This window comes from Paenibacillus konkukensis, assembly GCF_023523925.1.
Lineage (GTDB): Bacteria > Bacillota > Bacilli > Paenibacillales > NBRC-103111 > Paenibacillus_S > Paenibacillus_S doosanensis.
Genome location: NZ_CP027059.1, coordinates 5,564,119 through 5,581,897, shown reverse-complemented (window position 1 = coordinate 5,581,897; position 17,779 = coordinate 5,564,119). Strand labels below are relative to the sequence as shown.

9 protein-coding genes are annotated in these 17,779 nt (G+C 50.0%); 2 read left to right on the top strand and 7 right to left on the bottom strand.

Going from position 1 to position 17,779, the window contains the following annotated elements:
* Nucleotides 1-77: 77 nt before the first annotated feature.
* Nucleotides 78-1,481, top strand: a complete 1,404-nt coding sequence (locus tag SK3146_RS24275) for a hypothetical protein (RefSeq protein ID WP_249861179.1) — start codon at nt 78-80, stop codon at nt 1,479-1,481.
* Nucleotides 1,482-1,636: 155 nt separating this feature from the next.
* On the opposite strand, the gene SK3146_RS35155 is transcribed toward SK3146_RS24275, so the two are convergent.
* The 5 genes from SK3146_RS35155 to SK3146_RS24240 form a co-directional block, all read right to left on the bottom strand.
* The gene (locus tag SK3146_RS35155; RefSeq protein WP_349655161.1) at nt 1,637-8,302 is read right to left on the bottom strand and encodes a fibronectin type III domain-containing protein; all 6,666 of its coding nucleotides are present in this window, start codon (nt 8,300-8,302) and stop codon (nt 1,637-1,639) included.
* A gap of 997 nt (nt 8,303-9,299) precedes the next feature.
* Entirely contained in the window at nt 9,300-10,157 is an 858-nt protein-coding gene (locus tag SK3146_RS24255) for an MBL fold metallo-hydrolase (RefSeq protein WP_249861178.1), read from the bottom strand.
* Between the two features lie 28 nt (nt 10,158-10,185).
* The gene (locus SK3146_RS24250) at nt 10,186-11,826 is read right to left on the bottom strand and encodes a type 2 periplasmic-binding domain-containing protein (RefSeq protein ID WP_249861177.1); all 1,641 of its coding nucleotides are present in this window, start codon (nt 11,824-11,826) and stop codon (nt 10,186-10,188) included.
* Nucleotides 11,827-11,851: 25 nt separating this feature from the next.
* Complete coding sequence (locus SK3146_RS24245) at nt 11,852-12,754, bottom strand: carbohydrate ABC transporter permease (protein WP_249861176.1); 903 nt, start codon at nt 12,752-12,754, stop codon at nt 11,852-11,854.
* Between the two features lie 14 nt (nt 12,755-12,768).
* The gene (locus SK3146_RS24240; RefSeq protein WP_249861175.1) at nt 12,769-13,716 is read right to left on the bottom strand and encodes an ABC transporter permease; all 948 of its coding nucleotides are present in this window, start codon (nt 13,714-13,716) and stop codon (nt 12,769-12,771) included.
* Nucleotides 13,717-14,006: 290 nt separating this feature from the next.
* On the opposite strand from SK3146_RS24240, the gene SK3146_RS24235 reads away from it, so the two are divergent.
* Nucleotides 14,007-16,301, top strand: a complete 2,295-nt coding sequence (locus tag SK3146_RS24235) for a helix-turn-helix transcriptional regulator (RefSeq protein WP_249861174.1) — start codon at nt 14,007-14,009, stop codon at nt 16,299-16,301.
* Nucleotides 16,302-16,434: 133 nt separating this feature from the next.
* On the opposite strand, the gene SK3146_RS24230 is transcribed toward SK3146_RS24235, so the two are convergent.
* Both SK3146_RS24230 and SK3146_RS24225 read right to left on the bottom strand, forming a co-directional pair.
* Entirely contained in the window at nt 16,435-16,875 is a 441-nt protein-coding gene (locus SK3146_RS24230; protein ID WP_249861173.1) for a toxin-antitoxin system TumE family protein, read from the bottom strand.
* Complete coding sequence (locus tag SK3146_RS24225; RefSeq protein ID WP_249861172.1) at nt 16,859-17,491, bottom strand: helix-turn-helix domain-containing protein; 633 nt, start codon at nt 17,489-17,491, stop codon at nt 16,859-16,861. Before SK3146_RS24225 ends, SK3146_RS24230 begins: the two co-directional genes overlap by 17 nt.
* Nucleotides 17,492-17,779: the final 288 nt, after the last annotated feature.

Here is a 17,779-nt window from a genome sequence, read left to right as displayed (position 1 = left end):
TAGAATTCATAGAAAATTCCCACATAGTCGATCGGATTTGTATTATTTAATTTTAACCATAGTTGGAGGAATGCATCATGTTCAAAACGATTTCCGTACCGAATACACTGCTTGGGGCAGCTCTGTCCGTTTCCTTGCTGCTGACCGTTCCGGCGCCCGCGGCGTTCGGCGCCGAGGCTCAAGCGGAGGCTTCCGCTCCGATTCAGGCCGCTCTTGTACAAACTCAGCAAGCATCGAGCGAGTACGGCATCTTTCTGAAAGAGAAATTCAATGTGACCCTGTCGGAGACGCCGACACGCGGAGAATTCATCGACGCTATCGCCCGCTCGCTGAGCTACGCGCCAGATAACCAAACGACCGTCGCTTTCAGCGATCTCTCGGCGACCAGTCCCTACTATGCTTCGGCGGCAGCGCTGTATCAGCGGGGCATTCTGACCTCGACGTCCGTATCGGCCGATCAGCCGCTTTCGGCGCTGCAAGCCGTCTTCATTGCGGTGAAGGCGGCAGGCGTCACCGAGCTGGCCTACTCCTACCCGCAGCCGAAAGTCTCCCAATCGCTCGCCCCGCTGGCGCTCGACGTGAGCGATTTCGTGTCGCTATCGGCAGCGCAGGAAATTGCCGCGGCGAAGGATGCCGGCCTCGTCGACCCGGAATTGTACGGCGACCTGAAGCTGGGCGCGAACGCCTCCAAGCAGCTGGCGGAGCAGCTGATCGGACATGTGCTGGAGGCCCAAGGCCAGTATAAGCACTATATCGGCCAATCTTCCGATGCCACTATCTATGCGAAGCTGACCGACGCCTACAATACATCGGATATTATCGAAGCGCCCGAACTGGAGAACATCGTCAACGCCGCTTTGGAGCAAGGACTGGTTACCGGCTATAATTTGAAGGACTCGCGCTTTAACTCCAACTTCGTCGACTCGCTATCCCTGACGTACGGCCATTCCGATCTGAAGCACGCGATACAGCTGATCGGCTTGCTGCGCAGCGAAGGCATCGAAGCTAAAGTGCAGTTTGAACCGAAGACGTCCGCTTTCGTACATCTGATCGAGTGGGGTCAACCGACGCCGTCCAGCACGACGCATTATAAAAAGCTGGCCAACGGCAACTATATCGCTTTGGCGAAGGAGTACGACATCGCCTTCGAATTCGCGAGCGCAGCGGACAAGGCCAAATTCCAGCCGGTCGTGCTGCAATACGCCAAGAAAAACAGCGAAGATACGACCGGTCTGATCGCCGGCTCCTGGTGGCAGCCTCTCTATTACTCCTTGACCGAGCTGAACGATTACGATGTGATTACCAATAATAAAATCACTGCCGACGGCCCTTATTACGCGCAATCGTTCTCGCTAAGCGACAAGTCGGACGGCATCGTCGCCGGCTTCCGCCAAATCGATCCGAACGTCCGCGTCAGCACGTACAAGTTCTGGGTCGACCGTCCGTTCCATAACTATTTGACGGGCGACGACTTTAAATAAAGAAAGGCTCAAAATCCCGGTTAGGAGCGCTTTGCTCGCGGCCGGGATTTTCTATCTTCAATCATTGTAGCAGTTTCCCCAATTAAAATGTGACGAGAAAAGGGGCATATCCCCGTCATCTGCGATGACTATTGGGATAGCCCCTTTGGAATCTATTAGTTTATGAATCTTTCCGTTTGCAGCAGGCGCTTCAGCAGGACAGCCGCTTCGGCACGGTTAGCGGTTGCGGAAGGCTCAAACGTATTGGCGCTCTTGCCGTTCAATAGCCCTGCCGTCACCCCTTTGGCTACCGCATCCTTCGCCCATGCGCTGATCGCGCCGGCATCCTTGAATGCATTCAGCCGATTGGCGTCACCGCTCGTTTTATCGCCTGCAAATGCCATGGCCCGGTTAATCATCACCGCCATTTCCTCGCGGGTGATGGAGGCGTTCGGGTTAAACTTGCCGCTCTCGTCTCCTTCGATCAAGCCTGCTTTTGCAGCGGCTCCGACGATGCCCATATACCAATCATTTGCCGATACATCCTTGAACTTGTTTGATTTGTCCTCGCCGAGTCCCAAGCCTCTCACCAGCAACGCCGCAAATTCGGCGCGGGAAATGGAGCTTTGCGGATCGAACGCGGTTTCCGTGCGGCCTTTGACCAGCAGCTTCGATGCCAGTAATTCGACATCGTCTTTAGCCCAGTGATCCTTCATGTCCGCAAACGATTTGCTGAACTGTACAACCGAGTAGATCGAGTTGCCCGGACGGCTGATCGTCACTTTCGTTTTGCCGTCGGCTGCCTGGAAGGTTGCCGGTACGAAAGTCATTTCGCCTGAAGCCGGGTCGATCATCACCGCTGTCGCTTGCTTGCTGTCCACCGTACCGCTCAGCTCCAGCGTGCGGGAGACATAGGTGCTGCCGAAATCGTTGACGGAGGCACTCTTTCCGTTGGCTTCAACCGTTACTGTGAAATCGACGGCTGGAGTCAGGAGCTGCGCTCCAGCTTGCTTCGCTGCGTTCGCAATCTGGATTGCCAGACTGCCGCTGACCTGTTCGATCACAATGCTCACTTTCACATCCTTCACGTCCGCTCCGATCGATTTGGCCAGCGAATCGATATTCAGCAGGTTCATCGGAAGGGCATAGGTCGCATTATTGAATTTCACTACCAATACCATATCCGAGGATTGCTTGGAAGCGTTCAGCAAGGACGAGGCCGGAAGAATGACTTGCGCCACCGTTCCATCCCCCTTGACTTCAACCACCACTTCTTTATGGTTATTGGACGTGCTGGTATTGATCGCTTGATCCAGCGTAGCGCTGTCCAGCGTAACTACGGCTGCGGTTTTGCCGTCCGTTGTCTTCTGCGACTCCGCCGTCGTACTGATGGAGACGGAACCGTCATTATTCAAGGTTACCGTGCTGCTGCTCGTAGCTCCTACTGACGAGCCGCCGCCGCTCCTATTTCTGTTCGTGCTGTTTACCGGCGTCGCGCTTGCCACCATCGAAGCCTCGCTTTCGCCTACCTCGTTAGCGGCCGTTACGACGTAGTAGTAGGTCGTGCCGTTCGTTACATTGGTATCCGCGTAAGAGTTCGCCGTCAATTGGGTCGCAATATTCGTAAACGGACCGCTTGCCGACATGGAACGCTTCACGTTGTAGTAGGTCGCTCCCGTCACCGTCGCCCAAGTAATATCAACTCGGGACGAAGCGCCCGTTGCATAAACACTTGCCGTTACGGATGGAATGGTAATCGTTACAGATGCTGTCGGTGTTGCGCTTGCTTCTACAGATGCCGGGCTCTTGCCTGCCGAGTTCACGGCTTCCACCACGTAGTAGTAGGTCGTTCCGTTCGTCAAGCCGCTATCCGTGTAGGATGCCGTTTCACTTGTGCCTACTTGCGTATAGCCGCTTCCGCTTACCGTGCTGCGCTTGATGTTATAGCCCGCCGCACCGTTGACCGCTGTCCACGCCAGTGCGACCTGACCGTTGCCCGCCGCTGCCGTCAGGCCCGTTGGGGCTTCCGGCGCTTGCGCCGGTGCTGTCGGTGTTGCGCTTGCTTCTACGGATACCGGGCTCGTGCCCGCCGAATTCACGGCTTCCACCGCGTAGTAATAGGTCGTTCCGTTCGTCAAGCCGCTATCCGTGTAGGATGCCGTTTCACTTGTGCCTACTTGCGTATAGCCGCTTCCGCTTACCGTGCTGCGCTTGATGTTATAGCCCGCCGCACCGTTGACCGCTGTCCACGCCAGTGCGACCTGACCGTTGCCCGCCGCTGCCGTCAGGCCCGTTGGGGCTTCCGGCGCTTGCGCCGGTGCTGTCGGTGTTGCGCTTGCTTCTACGGATACCGGGCTCGTGCCTGCCGAGTTCACCGCTTCCACCACGTAGTAGTAGGTCGTTCCGTTCGTCAAGCCGCTATCCGTGTAGGATGCCGTTTCACTTGTGCCTACTTGCGTATAGCCGCTTCCGCTTACCGTGCTGCGCTTGATGTTATAGCCGGTCACATCGTTGACCGCTGTCCACGCCAGTGCGACCTGACCGTTGCCCGCCGCTGCCGTCAGGCCCGTTGGAGCTTCCGGCGCTTGCGCCGGTGCGGTCGGTGTTGCGCTTGCTTCTACAGATGCCGGGCTCTTGCCCGCCGAGTTCACCGCTTCCACTACGTAGTAGTAGGCCGTGCCATTCGTTAAGCCGCTATCCGTGTAGGATGCCGTTTCACTTGTGCCTACTTGCGTATAGCCGCTTCCGCTTGTCGTGCTGCGCTTGATGTTATAGCCGGTCGCATCGTTGACCGCTGTCCACGCCAGTGCGACCTGACCGTTGCCCGCCGCTGCCGTCAATCCTGTCGGCGATGCAGGTACCGGAACTTCAGGAGTTCCTCCTACAGCCGTAATCGAAATATTATCCAAATACTGGTCAATCGTGTTGGAGCCCGGCGTCAATGTTTCGATCGAACCGATATCCTCCACTGCTGCCGTGTACAATGGCAACGTAGTAATTTGCTTCGTTCCATTAATGTATACATCCGCCGTTTGTGCGGATACGTCCGCTACGATTTTGAAATGATACCAAGTATTGATTGCATATCCTGCCATAAAATTATCCGCAGCCGAAGACTGCCCATCCGGTACTGTTTTGTACGAAAATACCGTATCCGATCCGTTTTTGGCGGTTTGAATATCAACGGCTAAAGCTCCGGTCGAGCTTAACAGACGGATGACTTTGCTCGCGCTTGCCGCTGCTGTCAGCATATAATCGAACTCGGCTGTTACCACCCCGTCTTGAGGTGCAAACGACTTGCTCACCTTCACGAACTGCGGGCTTGCGCTCTTATCCGTATCGTGCAGATACAGGCTCTTCGTGCTTCCCTTCAGAGCTGTCGACGGAGCCGCAATGGATGCATCGAGCGCCGTTCCGGCAGAAGGAGTCGGCATGGTTACGGAATAGCCCAAATCATCCAACGTTGCCGCGCTTTCAAAATTATCATTCACCAACGTAATGCCGCTGCCCGGCTCGCCGGGTTCGCCGGGTTCGCCAGGTTCACCGGTGTTCGCTGCTGTCGGCGTTGCGCTTGCTTGCGCCGATGCCGCGCTCGTACCGCTCGCATTGGCCGCTTCCACCACATAATAGTAGGTCGTGCCGTTCGTCACGCTAGTATCTGTGTACGAAGCCGACTCGCTTGTGCCTACTTGCGTATAGCCGCTTCCGCTCGTCGTGCTGCGCTTGATATTGTAGCTTGCCGCGCCGCTCACTGCCGTCCACGCCAGTGTTACTTGCGCATCGCCCGCCGTCGCCGTCAGGTCCGTCGGCACACCTGGCGCCGGGGTCGTCTGTTGCGTTGAATTGCCCCCTACAGCTACAAGCTGAGTCTTGTAATTAAGCGTCTTATTTTTCAAAGCTGTATTAACGACATACGATGCGTCGTCAACCGAATTATCGAACTGCCAAGTAAAATCCCCTTGATTGAGGCGTCCGGCTTTTGCCGTAACCACTTGCGGAATCAGGTTTACATCATCAATGTTTGCTGGATTGACTGCCGTTTCGATCATAGTATCAAAGTTATTATAAGCTGTTCCGCCTACTAATGCTTTGAAGGAACTTGGAACCGTTTCATTTCTCGACGAGGCCAAATAGGCATCGAATGATGTCGGATTAGCCGGAGCTGTTCCTGCATCGGAATTGGCATAAATCAGACTATTGGGATTATCAATAACATTATTGTAGGCTTTGATCATGCCTCCGCTTTCACTCGAGAATGTGCCGTTAGCCACACCGTCCCTAATATCCGTGCCTTGCAAAGAAATCATCATTGGATCATGAGCGTTTCTCCAATAATTGGATTCTACAAAGATGGAACTTCCCGTTGTAGCGCCCACGCCATATTTGGCGACTCCATCATAGTAGTTATTGTATACGTGAATCGTTCCCACTCTTACGCGTGGATGACGGGAGTCTGAATGGTCAAACCAGTTATGGTGGAAGGTTACAAAATATTCGGTTGGTTCGCTCAACCCGGACAGAGAAGATTTTCCGGAATCCCAGTAGTGATTGTACGAGACCGTGATATACGTCGAGCTGCCTTTAATGTCGGTTGAACCGTCGCCTTTGACTTGGTCGGCATCGCTCCCTGCATCTCCGTAGAAAAGATCGTTATTATGCACCCAAATGTTAACGTTCTTAGTATCCATTGAGAAGGCATCGTCAGGGAATCTCATCATGCCTATGTTTCGCAATTCTACATTACCGGCATTTCTTACCAGGAATCCCCATCCGTACGCATAGGTATCTTCTCCGATGCCTTCAAGCGTCATATTCATTTCGGTATAAGCCGAATTTCCTTTTACTTCGAGATATCCGGATGAGTTAAGCTGGTCTTTCATATCCTCTTTTGTAATTTGTCCAATGAATCGGATATCGAGAGGCGTTTTATCATAGCCTTTTTGCCTTAACTTTAAAATGTCGCCTATACCGGTACCTGTTGTTTTAGTCCCCTTACTGTTGGTTATGACATCAAGATTTACGGTTCGCGCCGTCTCCGATGTTACATAAATAACTTGAGCGCCGCTCCTAAGCGAACCATCGTCATTATAAGCGCCCGAACCGGTTTTAAATGGCGACTGGGAGGAAAAAGCAAATCCGGATCTATCATGCTTCATGACCGATATTACATCGGAAACGGCATAAGTAATTGAACCGTCTGACTGCAGCGCTTCCACTTTCATTACATAATCTCCAGCCGGAAGCCCTACCGCGTCTGCTCTCCAATAAGCAGGGTATTGGCGGATTAATTGGTTATCCATTTGTACATATTGCGAATCCGATGCATTTACCGGTTTAACGTATACGTTATAACCTTCGGAATTACTTACGGGTGCCCATTCTACATAGGCCGTTTCAAACCAGCCCCCGCTCTTGGATATGACAGGGCTTCCGGCAACCGGCTGCACAGGAACAGCGGAGACTACAGCCGAATTCCCACTCTCACCCTGGGGATTGACAGCCGTAACAACGTAATAATAAGTCCTATCATTCGTCAATCCGGTATCCGTGTAGTTAGTCTCTGTCACGCCTGAAGCCACAGTCGTAAAGTTCTGACCGTCCGTACTCCGCTTCACTTTGTAGCTGTTCGCTCCGTTTACAGCGCCCCACGATACGTTTACCTTAGCATCGGCCCCGGTCGCAGTTACACCTGTGGGCGCCTGCGGCGGCGGCAATGTCTCCGGTGTTGCCTGCACCACTGCTGCATCTTGGCTCGGACCTGCGTCATTCACAGCGGAAACCGTAAAGTAATACGTTGTATTGTTCGTTAAGCCTGTTAACGTATACGAGTTGGATGCAATGCCCGTCACAGAGGTGTAGGGACCTTCGCTGGCCGTTGCATATTTAACCGTATAACTTTGGGCTCCAGCCACAGCATCCCAATTCAATATAACCTGGGTGTCTCCCGCCTTGGCGGTCAAGCCGGTTGGAGCGCTAGGCTTCGGCAATACAGGGGTATCCGAAACCTCATTCGATGTAGACACGCTCTCAAGTCCCGCGGAGTTTTTCGCCGTTACAACATAGAAATATTCAGTTCCATTTTCGGCTGTCGTATCGGCATAAGTTGTGCTACTGCTGGGTATCGTAGCGAGATCCGTGTATACGCCGGCTTGCGTGCCGCGTCTAATCGTATAGCTGGCCGCACCGCTCGCTGCCGTCCAGGACAACTGGACAGTCGCATCGCTGCCCGGATTCACTACCGTCAAATCGGTCGGCGCATTTGGCGGCGTCGCCGGGTCCCAGCCGAATAGCACTGTTCCGTCAGGTCTTTGGATCATCAGATGGTCAAACGTTGCATTGGCTTCCGTAACAGCAAGACCAATATTCAAAGTGGCGTTGTTGTTCGCGTTGTCTATTACGTACGAAGAGTCGGTAATGGTAGCATAAGCCTTTCCAAAGGAGCTGCCGTCTTTCGAATAATAAGTATTATATTGATTTCCGACTTTCTCCAAACGCAAGTAAAAAGGAGCCGTATCCACAATTGCCGGAGACGCGTTTGCAGTCCCAGTCGATGTGTAACGCTTGTATGCCAGAACGTTGGCATTGTTAAACACCGCGAAAAAACCATTGCTAGTCTTTGTCGTCCCGTTCTTCAGCATTAGTATGGCTTGAGGCGTAGTCGAGGTCTTTGGCGTTCCAAAAGGAGCAAAGGACGCCACTCTGACCGTCGCGACAAAATCCCCGCTGATCGTTGTATTTACAAAATAAGCCGAATCGCCGGCGGATTGCAGCTTACCTTCCGAACCTGCGATTGTAAAGGTTTGGGTCGCGCTATCATAGTCTGCGCTGGTCGATTTCACCATTGCGTTTCCGCTCGAGATGTCATCATTCATTGCCACATCGGTCCAACCGGAAGGCAAATTGGTTGCGGCTGCCAATGCCGTTGGTACATAAACCTGCGGCAGAAAACTTAGCACTAAAGCAAACGTAAGAATGATGGCAAAGATCTTGTTTAGCTTGCGAGGCTTCATTTTTCACTTTCCTTTCAATTCCAAGTCCTTGAGTGTGTTCATTTGAATTTCTGTCGGCTGGTTCATATATGCTGCAAGTCCAGATTCGTGTAAATCCATACGACCTCCTTATGTTAAATTAGAATCTTGTCGTCCCTTATTATATCCGGGTGACATCGCCATTTGAAGCGCTTTCAGTCATTATCTGTGCTAATGATTATACAGTTATCGGCAGGTGTTATTAGTTCGGAAGCATCTGTAAACTGAAGACCAGCGGCAAAGAACCAATCCCCCAAAAGTGACGTGATGCTCTGAAGCTTATTCCGTCCGCATCCAGTCTAAGCTGGATCGGCGTCTAACCATTCCTCTGGGATCGTTCTATGGGTAGACTTTACTTTCGGGGGAGACCACGGATTTCCACAGGATATGGCTGCGCATCATTTCCTAAACAATAAGAAAATCTGAGCCTGCGGCTAAGTCTTTGTCTAAACCCACGCGTTTGAGCGTAGGGAGGAAATTGGGTATGAGGTTCCAACCGCTGTTGAACTTCGTGTTATTTTAATTTGTATGTAATGGTGTCAACACGAAGTTCAAAGGCGGCCGCTATCGCTTCTCCACCTCATACCCATTTCCTCTTCTGTTCTACTCTGAACTCACTTCCACTTTTTTCTCGACTTCGGTTTCCGTCCGGTATTATCCATGCTCAGCTGTCGTTTTTTTTATCGCCAATAGGAACTATCTTCACTACGCTGACGCTTTAGTAAACTTAAACTTTCCAAAATGGCAAAATAAAAACCTCGACGGGCGCAAAGCCCATCAAGGTTTAAACGAATTTTTAGGGGTACAAATGTCAAATCGTCATTCCATCCCATGCCACCGTAATCGGACACGGGAATTGCTGCTCCTGAAACCAGGCTACAAGATCCGCATGCGTAGAAGTAAAATGGTTAATATGCGTGAGATAAATTCGGGATTCGGCATGCAGAGTTCCCTGCTCCAGCAGCTTATGAAACAGCTCCATGCAGCTGAATGCATCCAAATGGCCGTTCGGATGGAGCCCCCGCCCGCCGGTCAGTCCAAAGGTGCATTCGCTGATCAGCACATCCAGCGACGCGTTCTCCAGCAGCTTGAACGTTTCCGGAAGATACCAGCCTGAATCTACGCCATAGTACAGCTTCTGGCCGTCCTGCTGTTGAATAAGATAATTGGCGCAGCTCTCCCCCATATTGCCCAAGTGATTGCCTCGCAGCGGGGTCACTTCCATTCCTGAGATGGTTACCGTTTCGTTGAACTCCAGCTTATGGAAGGCCACGATGCCGCGAGCCTCCAGATCGGACGTCATCCCTTTCATGATGGGCCGGCTCTGCCGATAGAAATTGACAATTTCATAGGCTTGATCCGTAAAATAAAAGTTCAGCGGCTCCTTCAAGCGTTCGATCGACATGTTTCTAACATTCATCATCATGTAATTAAAGTGGTCTTCATGGGTATGACTGACCAATACATGCTGAAGCTTGGTAAAGTCTCCGAATTCAATCGCTTGCTGAAAAGCATCCGCCCCCAAATCAATGCAGAGCTGTTCATCGATTCGGAACATCGAACGGCGGCGAATTTCTGCGCCACCTTTCGCGCGCGCATTGGCGCAAACGGAGCAGGAGCAGAAGGGATTCGGTATTCCCTCGGCTGCGCTGGTGCCGTAAAATCTCATAGCTAACCTCCCTTTCCCTATTCGCGGATTACTTCTTATTCCAGCGGTCATAAGCGGCTTGATAGATGGCCATATATTTATCCAGCTGCATTTTGTTCAAGGTGCTTACATATTTATCCCATTCGCTGAGCGGTTTGGCGCCCGTAATAAATTTAATGACTTGCTCGTCGGTATACGCTTTAATATCGGTCGCATAAGAGCTCAATTCAATATTCTCTTGTTCGGTGAAATTCGGAATCATCAATTTCTCTTCCGGCACCAGATTAGGACGAACGACATCTTTATTCTTAATCATCTCCGGCAGAACCGCTGCGCTTTGGTCGACCTTTTGCGTAACCCGCTGTGGGATGCCGCCGCCTTGGAAAATGGTATATTCGGAGAGCGCTTCATCGACGGTAAGCCCTTTGGGATTATTGGCGAATTCATCCTTCAGCTTATAGAACCCGTCGCTGCCGACCGTATAAGTGACGCCTTCGATCCCCAGCCGGGCCAGCGCCGTTCCTTCTTCGCTCAGGAAATAATCTCCCCAGCGCAGCGTTGCGGCAGGATTCGGATTTTTGCTCGTGATGACGAAGGAGCCGGTATCCCGAACTTTAGGGCTAATGCCCGTCCAATATACAGGGCCGTCAATAGCTTTCAAGACAGGGTTCTGGACGTAATTGCTGCGATTTTTGCCCATCCACAGATTGTTGTTGCCTTTGGCGACGTAACCGATTCTTTCGCTATCGATCTTTGCAACTTCCTGATTCATATTTTGCGAAAATATTTCCTTATCGATCAAGTCTTCCTTCCAGAGCTTATTGAAGAACGTGAGCATCTCTTTGAACGTGTTGTCCGTTGCGATATAACGAACCTTCCCGTCTTTATCTACATCCATGTAAGGGGCGATGATCCCGGAATTTCCTCCGAAGCCCCAGCTTCCGTAGAACGATCTGAAAAATTCATCTCCACTGCTGCCGTTGCCTTCTTTATAGCCCGACATTGGAATTTCATCCGCTTTGCCGTTCCCGTTCGGGTCCTTCTCCTTAAACGCCTTTAACACTTCATAAAACTCGTCCATAGTTGTCGGCATCTTGAGTCCCAATGTGTCCAGCCACTTTTGATTCAGCCAGGAAGAGCTAATCCGTCCGTCGGCTTCACTAATATTGGGAAGCGAATAAATATGGCCGTCCGCCGAAGTAATCGCTTTGCGAATGCCGTCATTGTTCTTCATAAGCTCGGACAAATTCGGAGCATAGCCTGCATTAATGTAATCGTCCAACGGGATGATTTGCCCTGCCGCGGCATAGGACGTAATCAATTGAGGGGATAAATTAGCCCGCATCACAAAGTCCGGAAGATCGTTGGAAGCAAACAATAAATTTCTCCGTTCCTCGAACGAGTTTTGCGGCACGGAATCCCAAGTAATCATGACGTTCGACTTGGATTCATAGTATTTCAAGCCTTTATGCTCGTTCCAGTCTTTGACCAGTTCATACTTCGAGACAAGCCCCTTCAACTGAACGGGCTCTTTGGCAATCGGCATTCCCGTTTTCGTAATATTGGCCGAGACATCTTTTCCGTCTTGGGCAGTGGGGGCTGCGGGCTTATCGTTGCTGCAAGCGCTCAGCGCAGGAACCGCGGCGAGAAGCGTTGCGGTTGCCAGCATCGTCAATTTCTTTTTCTTCATTCGTTCGTCATCTCCTTTTTTTAGGCTAACCTTTTAACGCACCGATCATCATGCCTTTGACAAAATACTTCTGAAGGAACGGGTATAGCAGCAGAATCGGACCGCTGGATACGATAATGACGGCATATTTGACGCCCTCCGCCACCAGAAACTTGCTCGTATCCATCTCGATCGAATCCATCATCACGTTATCCGACTGGTTCATAACCAGAATTTCCCGCAGGAAGAGCTGAAGCGGATATAAGGAACGATCCTTCAAATAAATCATCGCTTCGAAATACGAGTTCCAATGATAGACGGCGTAAAAGAGTACGAGAACGGCCATAATGGGCGCGCTAAGCGGCAGTACAATGTAGAAAAACGATTTGATGTTGCTGCTGCCGTCCATGTAGGCCGACTCGTAAATCTGCTCGTCAATGTTCGTTTCCAAGAAGGTTCTGGCAACAATCATATTATAGACGTTAATGGCCGAAGGCAGAATTAAAGCCCACATCGAATTGTACAGCCCCAGGTTCTTCACAAGAAGATACATCGGCACAATCCCGCTGCTGAAAAACATCGTAATCGTGATAAAGATCATCAGTCCGCGGCGCCAGGGGAAATTTCTGCGCGACAGCGGATAGGCCCCCATCATGGTCAGCGTAATATTGACGAAGGTGCCTACGACCGCATACAGCACCGTATTGCGATATCCGATCCATATTTCCGCATTCATAAATACGCGGCGGTAAGCTTCCAGATTGAAGCCTACCGGGATCAGCCCGATCTTCCCGCTAATGACCAGCTTGGGATCGCTGAACGAGGCATTGACTACGTAGAGCAGCGGGTACAGCACGATTAACACAAGAAGCCCGATCAGTATATAAGTAAAGGTTAGAAAGATTCGATCTCCGTTAGATTCCCGAATTTTGTGAGAAACGGCCTCCACGTTCACATCTCCTTTTAAAACAGACTGCTGCTGCTGTATCGTTTGGCAATCTTGTTGGCCGCGAGCAGCAAAATGATGTTGATGACATTGTTAAACAGACCTACAGCCGTCGAAAAGCCATAGTCCATATTGATAAGACCTACTTTGTAAGCATACGTGGAGATGACCTCCGATCGTTCCAAATTCAGGCTATTCTGCATAAGAAGAATGCGCTCGTAGCTGAGGGTCATCATCTTCCCCATCTGCAAAATAAATTGAATAATCACAACAGGCATAATGCACGGCAGATTCACATGAATCATTCGCTTCCACCGGCTGGCTCCATCAATTTGCGCGGATTCATTCAACTGAGGATCTACGGCGGCTAATGCCGCGATGAAGATAATGGAATTCCATCCGCTATTGCGCCAAATGTCGGAACCGATATAGACGCCGGGAAAGTAATCCGGACTGGTCAGGAAAGGAAGCGGCGAGATGCCGATCATCTCCAGTACATGATTCAAATACCCGTTCTCCCCGCCCAGAAACAAATTAATAATGCCGACAAAGACAACGGTGGAGATAAAGTATGGAGCATACGTGATGGTCTGAAACGTCTTCTTCCATCGTTCGCTCCTCATCTCATTGAACATGAGCGCAAGGATAATAGGGATGGGAAAGCTGATCAGCGTTTTAAACAAATTGATCAATAACGTATTATTGAGAATGCGCAAAAATTGAAACGAATGGAATAGCTTCTCAAAGTTATCCAAGCCGATCCAAGGGCTGCCCATAATGCCCAGCGCAGGGTTAAAGCGTTTGAATGCCAGCTGTACGCCATACATAGGTGTGTAGCAGAAGATAAGAAAGTACAAGACAACAGGGATGATAAAGATCAGATAGTCCCAGTTGCCTCGCATCCTTAGCCTCTTGGAGCTCGACCCAGGTATAGATGCGGTTGCAGCCTTCGATTTCGCAGCCATCTAACAGGCCTCCTTCGTCATGCCAATCAATCTAGACGTTACACTCGGAATCGATTCGGCGCCTGAATCGTGTTCCCATGGCTCCGATTATAAGGAATGCTGCGAGCTTCCAACAAGAAGCGATAATTGCCCTTGCGCCCCAAAATTCGGTTTTTGCGCGGTTTTTGCACCCTGCATTTTTTTCAGTCACCCGTCATTTTTTGCTACTTGCGCTAAAAGAATTGATAACAGAGCCAAATATTCGTATACTCGTGAAGACATGAAGATCTATTTGCGCATAGGATGTGTTGATGTTGAGGAAAGCGCTTCAGTCCAAGCTCTATCGAAAATTTCTTCTAAGGCATCTTCTAATATTGGCCGTAACCGGCCTGTTATTGTTATTCACCAATATTATTTCTCTCTCGAACACCTATCAGCGCCTTACGGACAATACGCATCGATCGATGGCGCATATGACCGACCTGCTGGACACGCGAATCGTGGACCTGCAAAAATTGACATTGACCTTGTCGCATGACACCAAGCTGCTTCCCTATCAACTGCAGGAGCAGCTGCAATATCCGTATGAAATTGCCGCTGAGCTCTCCAAGCTGAAGGCGCTGTCCGCCGATCTGGATTCGATCGGTCTGTTTTATCGGAATCCGGTGTATCCTGCTCTTGAAAATGTTATTTTCACCGACACGGGCATCTATACCCCTGAGAGCTACAGCCAGCTCGTCAGCGAGGGCCGGATCGCGTCAGACATTCTGGCGCATAAGCTGGGCCAGCTTAGATCGCCCATGCTGCTATCCTCGCTCGCCAACGAAGGTCAGCATGACGCCCAAGAACAAGTGCTGCTGCTCCTGGTTCCGCTTGACAATACCCCGTATTCCAGCGGGATTATGATCTATAAACTGAACTATTCCGCTTTGCTAAGCAATTTCCAAACGACGATAGACAGCGATAGCAGCCTGATGGTATTCGACCAATACAACATGCCTATCTTCTATATAAAAGGAACTTCCGATCCGGGCTGGAATGAGCTTGCCCTTGCGGCTCAACATTCGAACGTACGCATCCCGGGCTACCTGCTCTTACAGGAAACGTCGGAGAAACAGAAATTCCTTGTCGTCAATGCGATTCGGCGACATGCCTATTTCCATGAATACTATTCGGCGCTAAGCGTATCCGTAAGCATATTTTTGCTGTCGCTGACACTGGGACTCGTACTTTGCTTCCGAGCGGCCCGCAAGAGCTATCAGCCGATTCAGGAGCTGTCCAGCCGCTTCCCTACATTATCAGCCGACAAATCCATTGCAGAGGATAGCAATGAATTAGAGCAGCTTACCCGCTATATCGAGCAGATGAGAGACGAGACCATCCATTTGTCCAATAAGATGCATAATCAGGAGGTTCTGACCAGGAACCAGCTGCTTCTGGCCCTGCTAATGGGGAAATTGAATGTAGACAATACGACCCCGAATAACCGAAGCACGCTTCATAAATTGTTCGGTACGCGCAACATCAGCAGCGTGCTCGTCATTATTTTCGACGATTATAATGCCAAGGTTAGCAAGGAGCCGCTGAGTGAACAGTGGTTAATGAAATATGCGATTTGCAATGTGCTGGAGAATTTATCCGGCGAGCATGGCGTGAATTATGCCCTTGATCTGGCCATCAATAACGGCATTGTGGGGATCGTTTCGTGGAATAAAGAGTTTGCGGATCAATGGGAGACGCGCAGCCGCGAATTTGCCGAGCAGATCATCGCCTTCATGAAACGGCATTTCTCCCTGTCGATATCCTGCACGGTCGGAGAGCCGCAGCCTACCAATGATTTGCATCAATCGTTCAGCTCGGCCACAGCGCTTGCGGAGTATCGGATTTTTGCCGGCAAGCAGTCCATTATTACCCCCTCTGAATTGTCGCAGCAAAACATGGAGAATAACGACACGGACAAGCGTCATATTTCCGACTTGGCTGAAGCGCTCCACATTGCCGTCTGCTCCAAAAACTCGGAGAAGCTGGAGCTGTTGATTGAGGAACTGGAAGCGCGCTTCACCCGGCTCGAAGATGCGCCGACCTTTCGTCTCACGTTTCAAAAAATCATTTTCACCTTGAACGAGCTCGTCAATAACATCCCGCTATCGCATCGCGAAGCGATCAAATATAAACTGGACGCCCTGACCGAATACCAATCCAAAACCGTGGCCGAAGCTTGCGCTACGCTTCTCGACGCGGCCAGCAGCATTCAGGAGAGCCTGGGCGAAGACTCCAATAATAACCGATTGTATCATGCGATGCTCGCGTATGTGGCCGACAATTACATGGATTGCAATCTCAGCCTTTCTACCGTGGCCGAAGCGCTGTCCCTGACGCCATCCTATGTCACGCGATATTTTAAGACCAAGAACGGTCTTCCCTTGATGCAGTACGTCTCCAAAATTCGCATCGAGAAAGCCAAAGAACTGCTTAAAGACAGCCAGCTTTCCATCAAAGACATTGTCGCGCAGGTCGGGTTTGTCGATGAAAATAACTTCTCGCGGGCCTTCCGCAAGCGGGAGGGCGTGTCTCCAAGCCAGTATCGGTCTGTTCATTATGAGTGAGGGGGCTGGTGAAAAAGAGGAAACTGAGTTTTTATAGGTAACGTTAGCATTCTGCCAGAAGGTTTAAGGAACATATTAAAAGCTGGCTCCGTTGGGGGCCAGCTTGGTTGAATGATAGACCTCAGTGAAATCATCAGAGCTTGTCTGTTTGTTTTTGCTTTTCAATCTCTCTGATCGTATATATAGTTTCCATAATCGTATACAAATCATGGTGCCCGAAGTTAGGATACCTCCGCTCTTCATGCATTCCGACTGGCTTATGGTGCATGTGATCAGGCTCAGTTACGGTTTGATGCAGCTTTTGATCGTAAGGCTCGTTATGCCATTTCCACAACTTTCCACGTTGATATTCCCAATCATACTGGTATTTTTTCTTCTTTCCCGTCCTAGTTTCGATCAATTCAAATACTGTCATGTAAGTTCCGTCCATGAACTTTATGGTTTTACGTACAAATGCTCCCTTACTGGGCTCTTCGCCGAAAAAACCGTCCTCGATCGAATCGATAAGATCAGGGAAAGCGCGTTTTAAAAAATCAAAATTCGTTCCGTGTAGATCATCACTTTTTCGCTTCATTCAATTCCCTCAGCTCATCAAGCAACGCAAGCCAAATCGACGCATCGCGATCCTCACGGATTGTCCGTTCTGCCTTAGCGCCAAGTGTCATTTCGTATGTACCGCCATATTTTCTCATAAAGCTAGAAATCTCGTCTAATATCGAATCCCGTTGCTCATCAGGATTCAATTCCACCACCTCATGCTCTTGATTCTGGCGTTCATACATGTCAACAACTTCGCGGACCGAAATCATCTCTCCGGTTCTCATAACAAAAGAAATCGTTTCAGGAATTCGGTTATGTCGATTTTTCCCCTCTCGTCTATACCCAAGGAAACGCCCTTCATCTATCCACTTATTAATGGCTTGCACCGAAACACCAAAGATACGGGCCAATTCACCCGTAGTGTACACTTTAACCGGCTGGGCATGGTTTACAACCTCTGCCATTAAACGAATCGAATCAATAAGATCCATTCGGAATTCTACACTCCTGCGAGGGTTAGTCACAACAATGTAATCATGAAGCATGTTGCTGAGCGCGCGATAGAACTCTGGATCAGTTTGCTTGATCGTACCCTCAAGTATTTGCGCGCTCTTTTCAATGAGCAATTGGCGCTCTTGTTTTGTAGACACGAACATCACCTCTTGCCTCCATTCTAACAAACTTAAACTAAATCTTCAACAAAACTTAAACCGCTACTTTAATCTACTCTATGCACAAGTGTTACCTGTAAAGACCAAAATATTCGTTTGGATAACAAAAAAACGCCTGAAATCAGACGTTACTTTAGAATTCCTTTGAAATTAACGTTATGTACCCTCTGAAATATACAGATTGGATGACAACCAAAATATCAATAGCGATGAACAAGCAAATGAGGTGTTTTCATTGGCGCTATTTCAACTATGATATTTTTTTAT

Coding starts and splice junctions, on each gene's coding strand:
- SK3146_RS24275 (WP_249861179.1), top strand. CDS start 78: ATGTTCAAAACGATTTCCGTACCGAATACACTGCTTGGGGCAGCTCTG.
- SK3146_RS35155 (WP_349655161.1), bottom strand. CDS start 8,302: ATGGTGAAATCGACCAGCGCAGACTATGATAGCGCGACCCAAACCTTT.
- SK3146_RS24255 (WP_249861178.1), bottom strand. CDS start 10,157: ATGAGATTTTACGGCACCAGCGCAGCCGAGGGAATACCGAATCCCTTC.
- SK3146_RS24250 (WP_249861177.1), bottom strand. CDS start 11,826: ATGAAGAAAAAGAAATTGACGATGCTGGCAACCGCAACGCTTCTCGCC.
- SK3146_RS24240 (WP_249861175.1), bottom strand. CDS start 13,716: ATGGCTGCGAAATCGAAGGCTGCAACCGCATCTATACCTGGGTCGAGC.
- SK3146_RS24235 (WP_249861174.1), top strand. CDS start 14,007: ATGTTGAGGAAAGCGCTTCAGTCCAAGCTCTATCGAAAATTTCTTCTA.
- SK3146_RS24230 (WP_249861173.1), bottom strand. CDS start 16,875: ATGAAGCGAAAAAGTGATGATCTACACGGAACGAATTTTGATTTTTTA.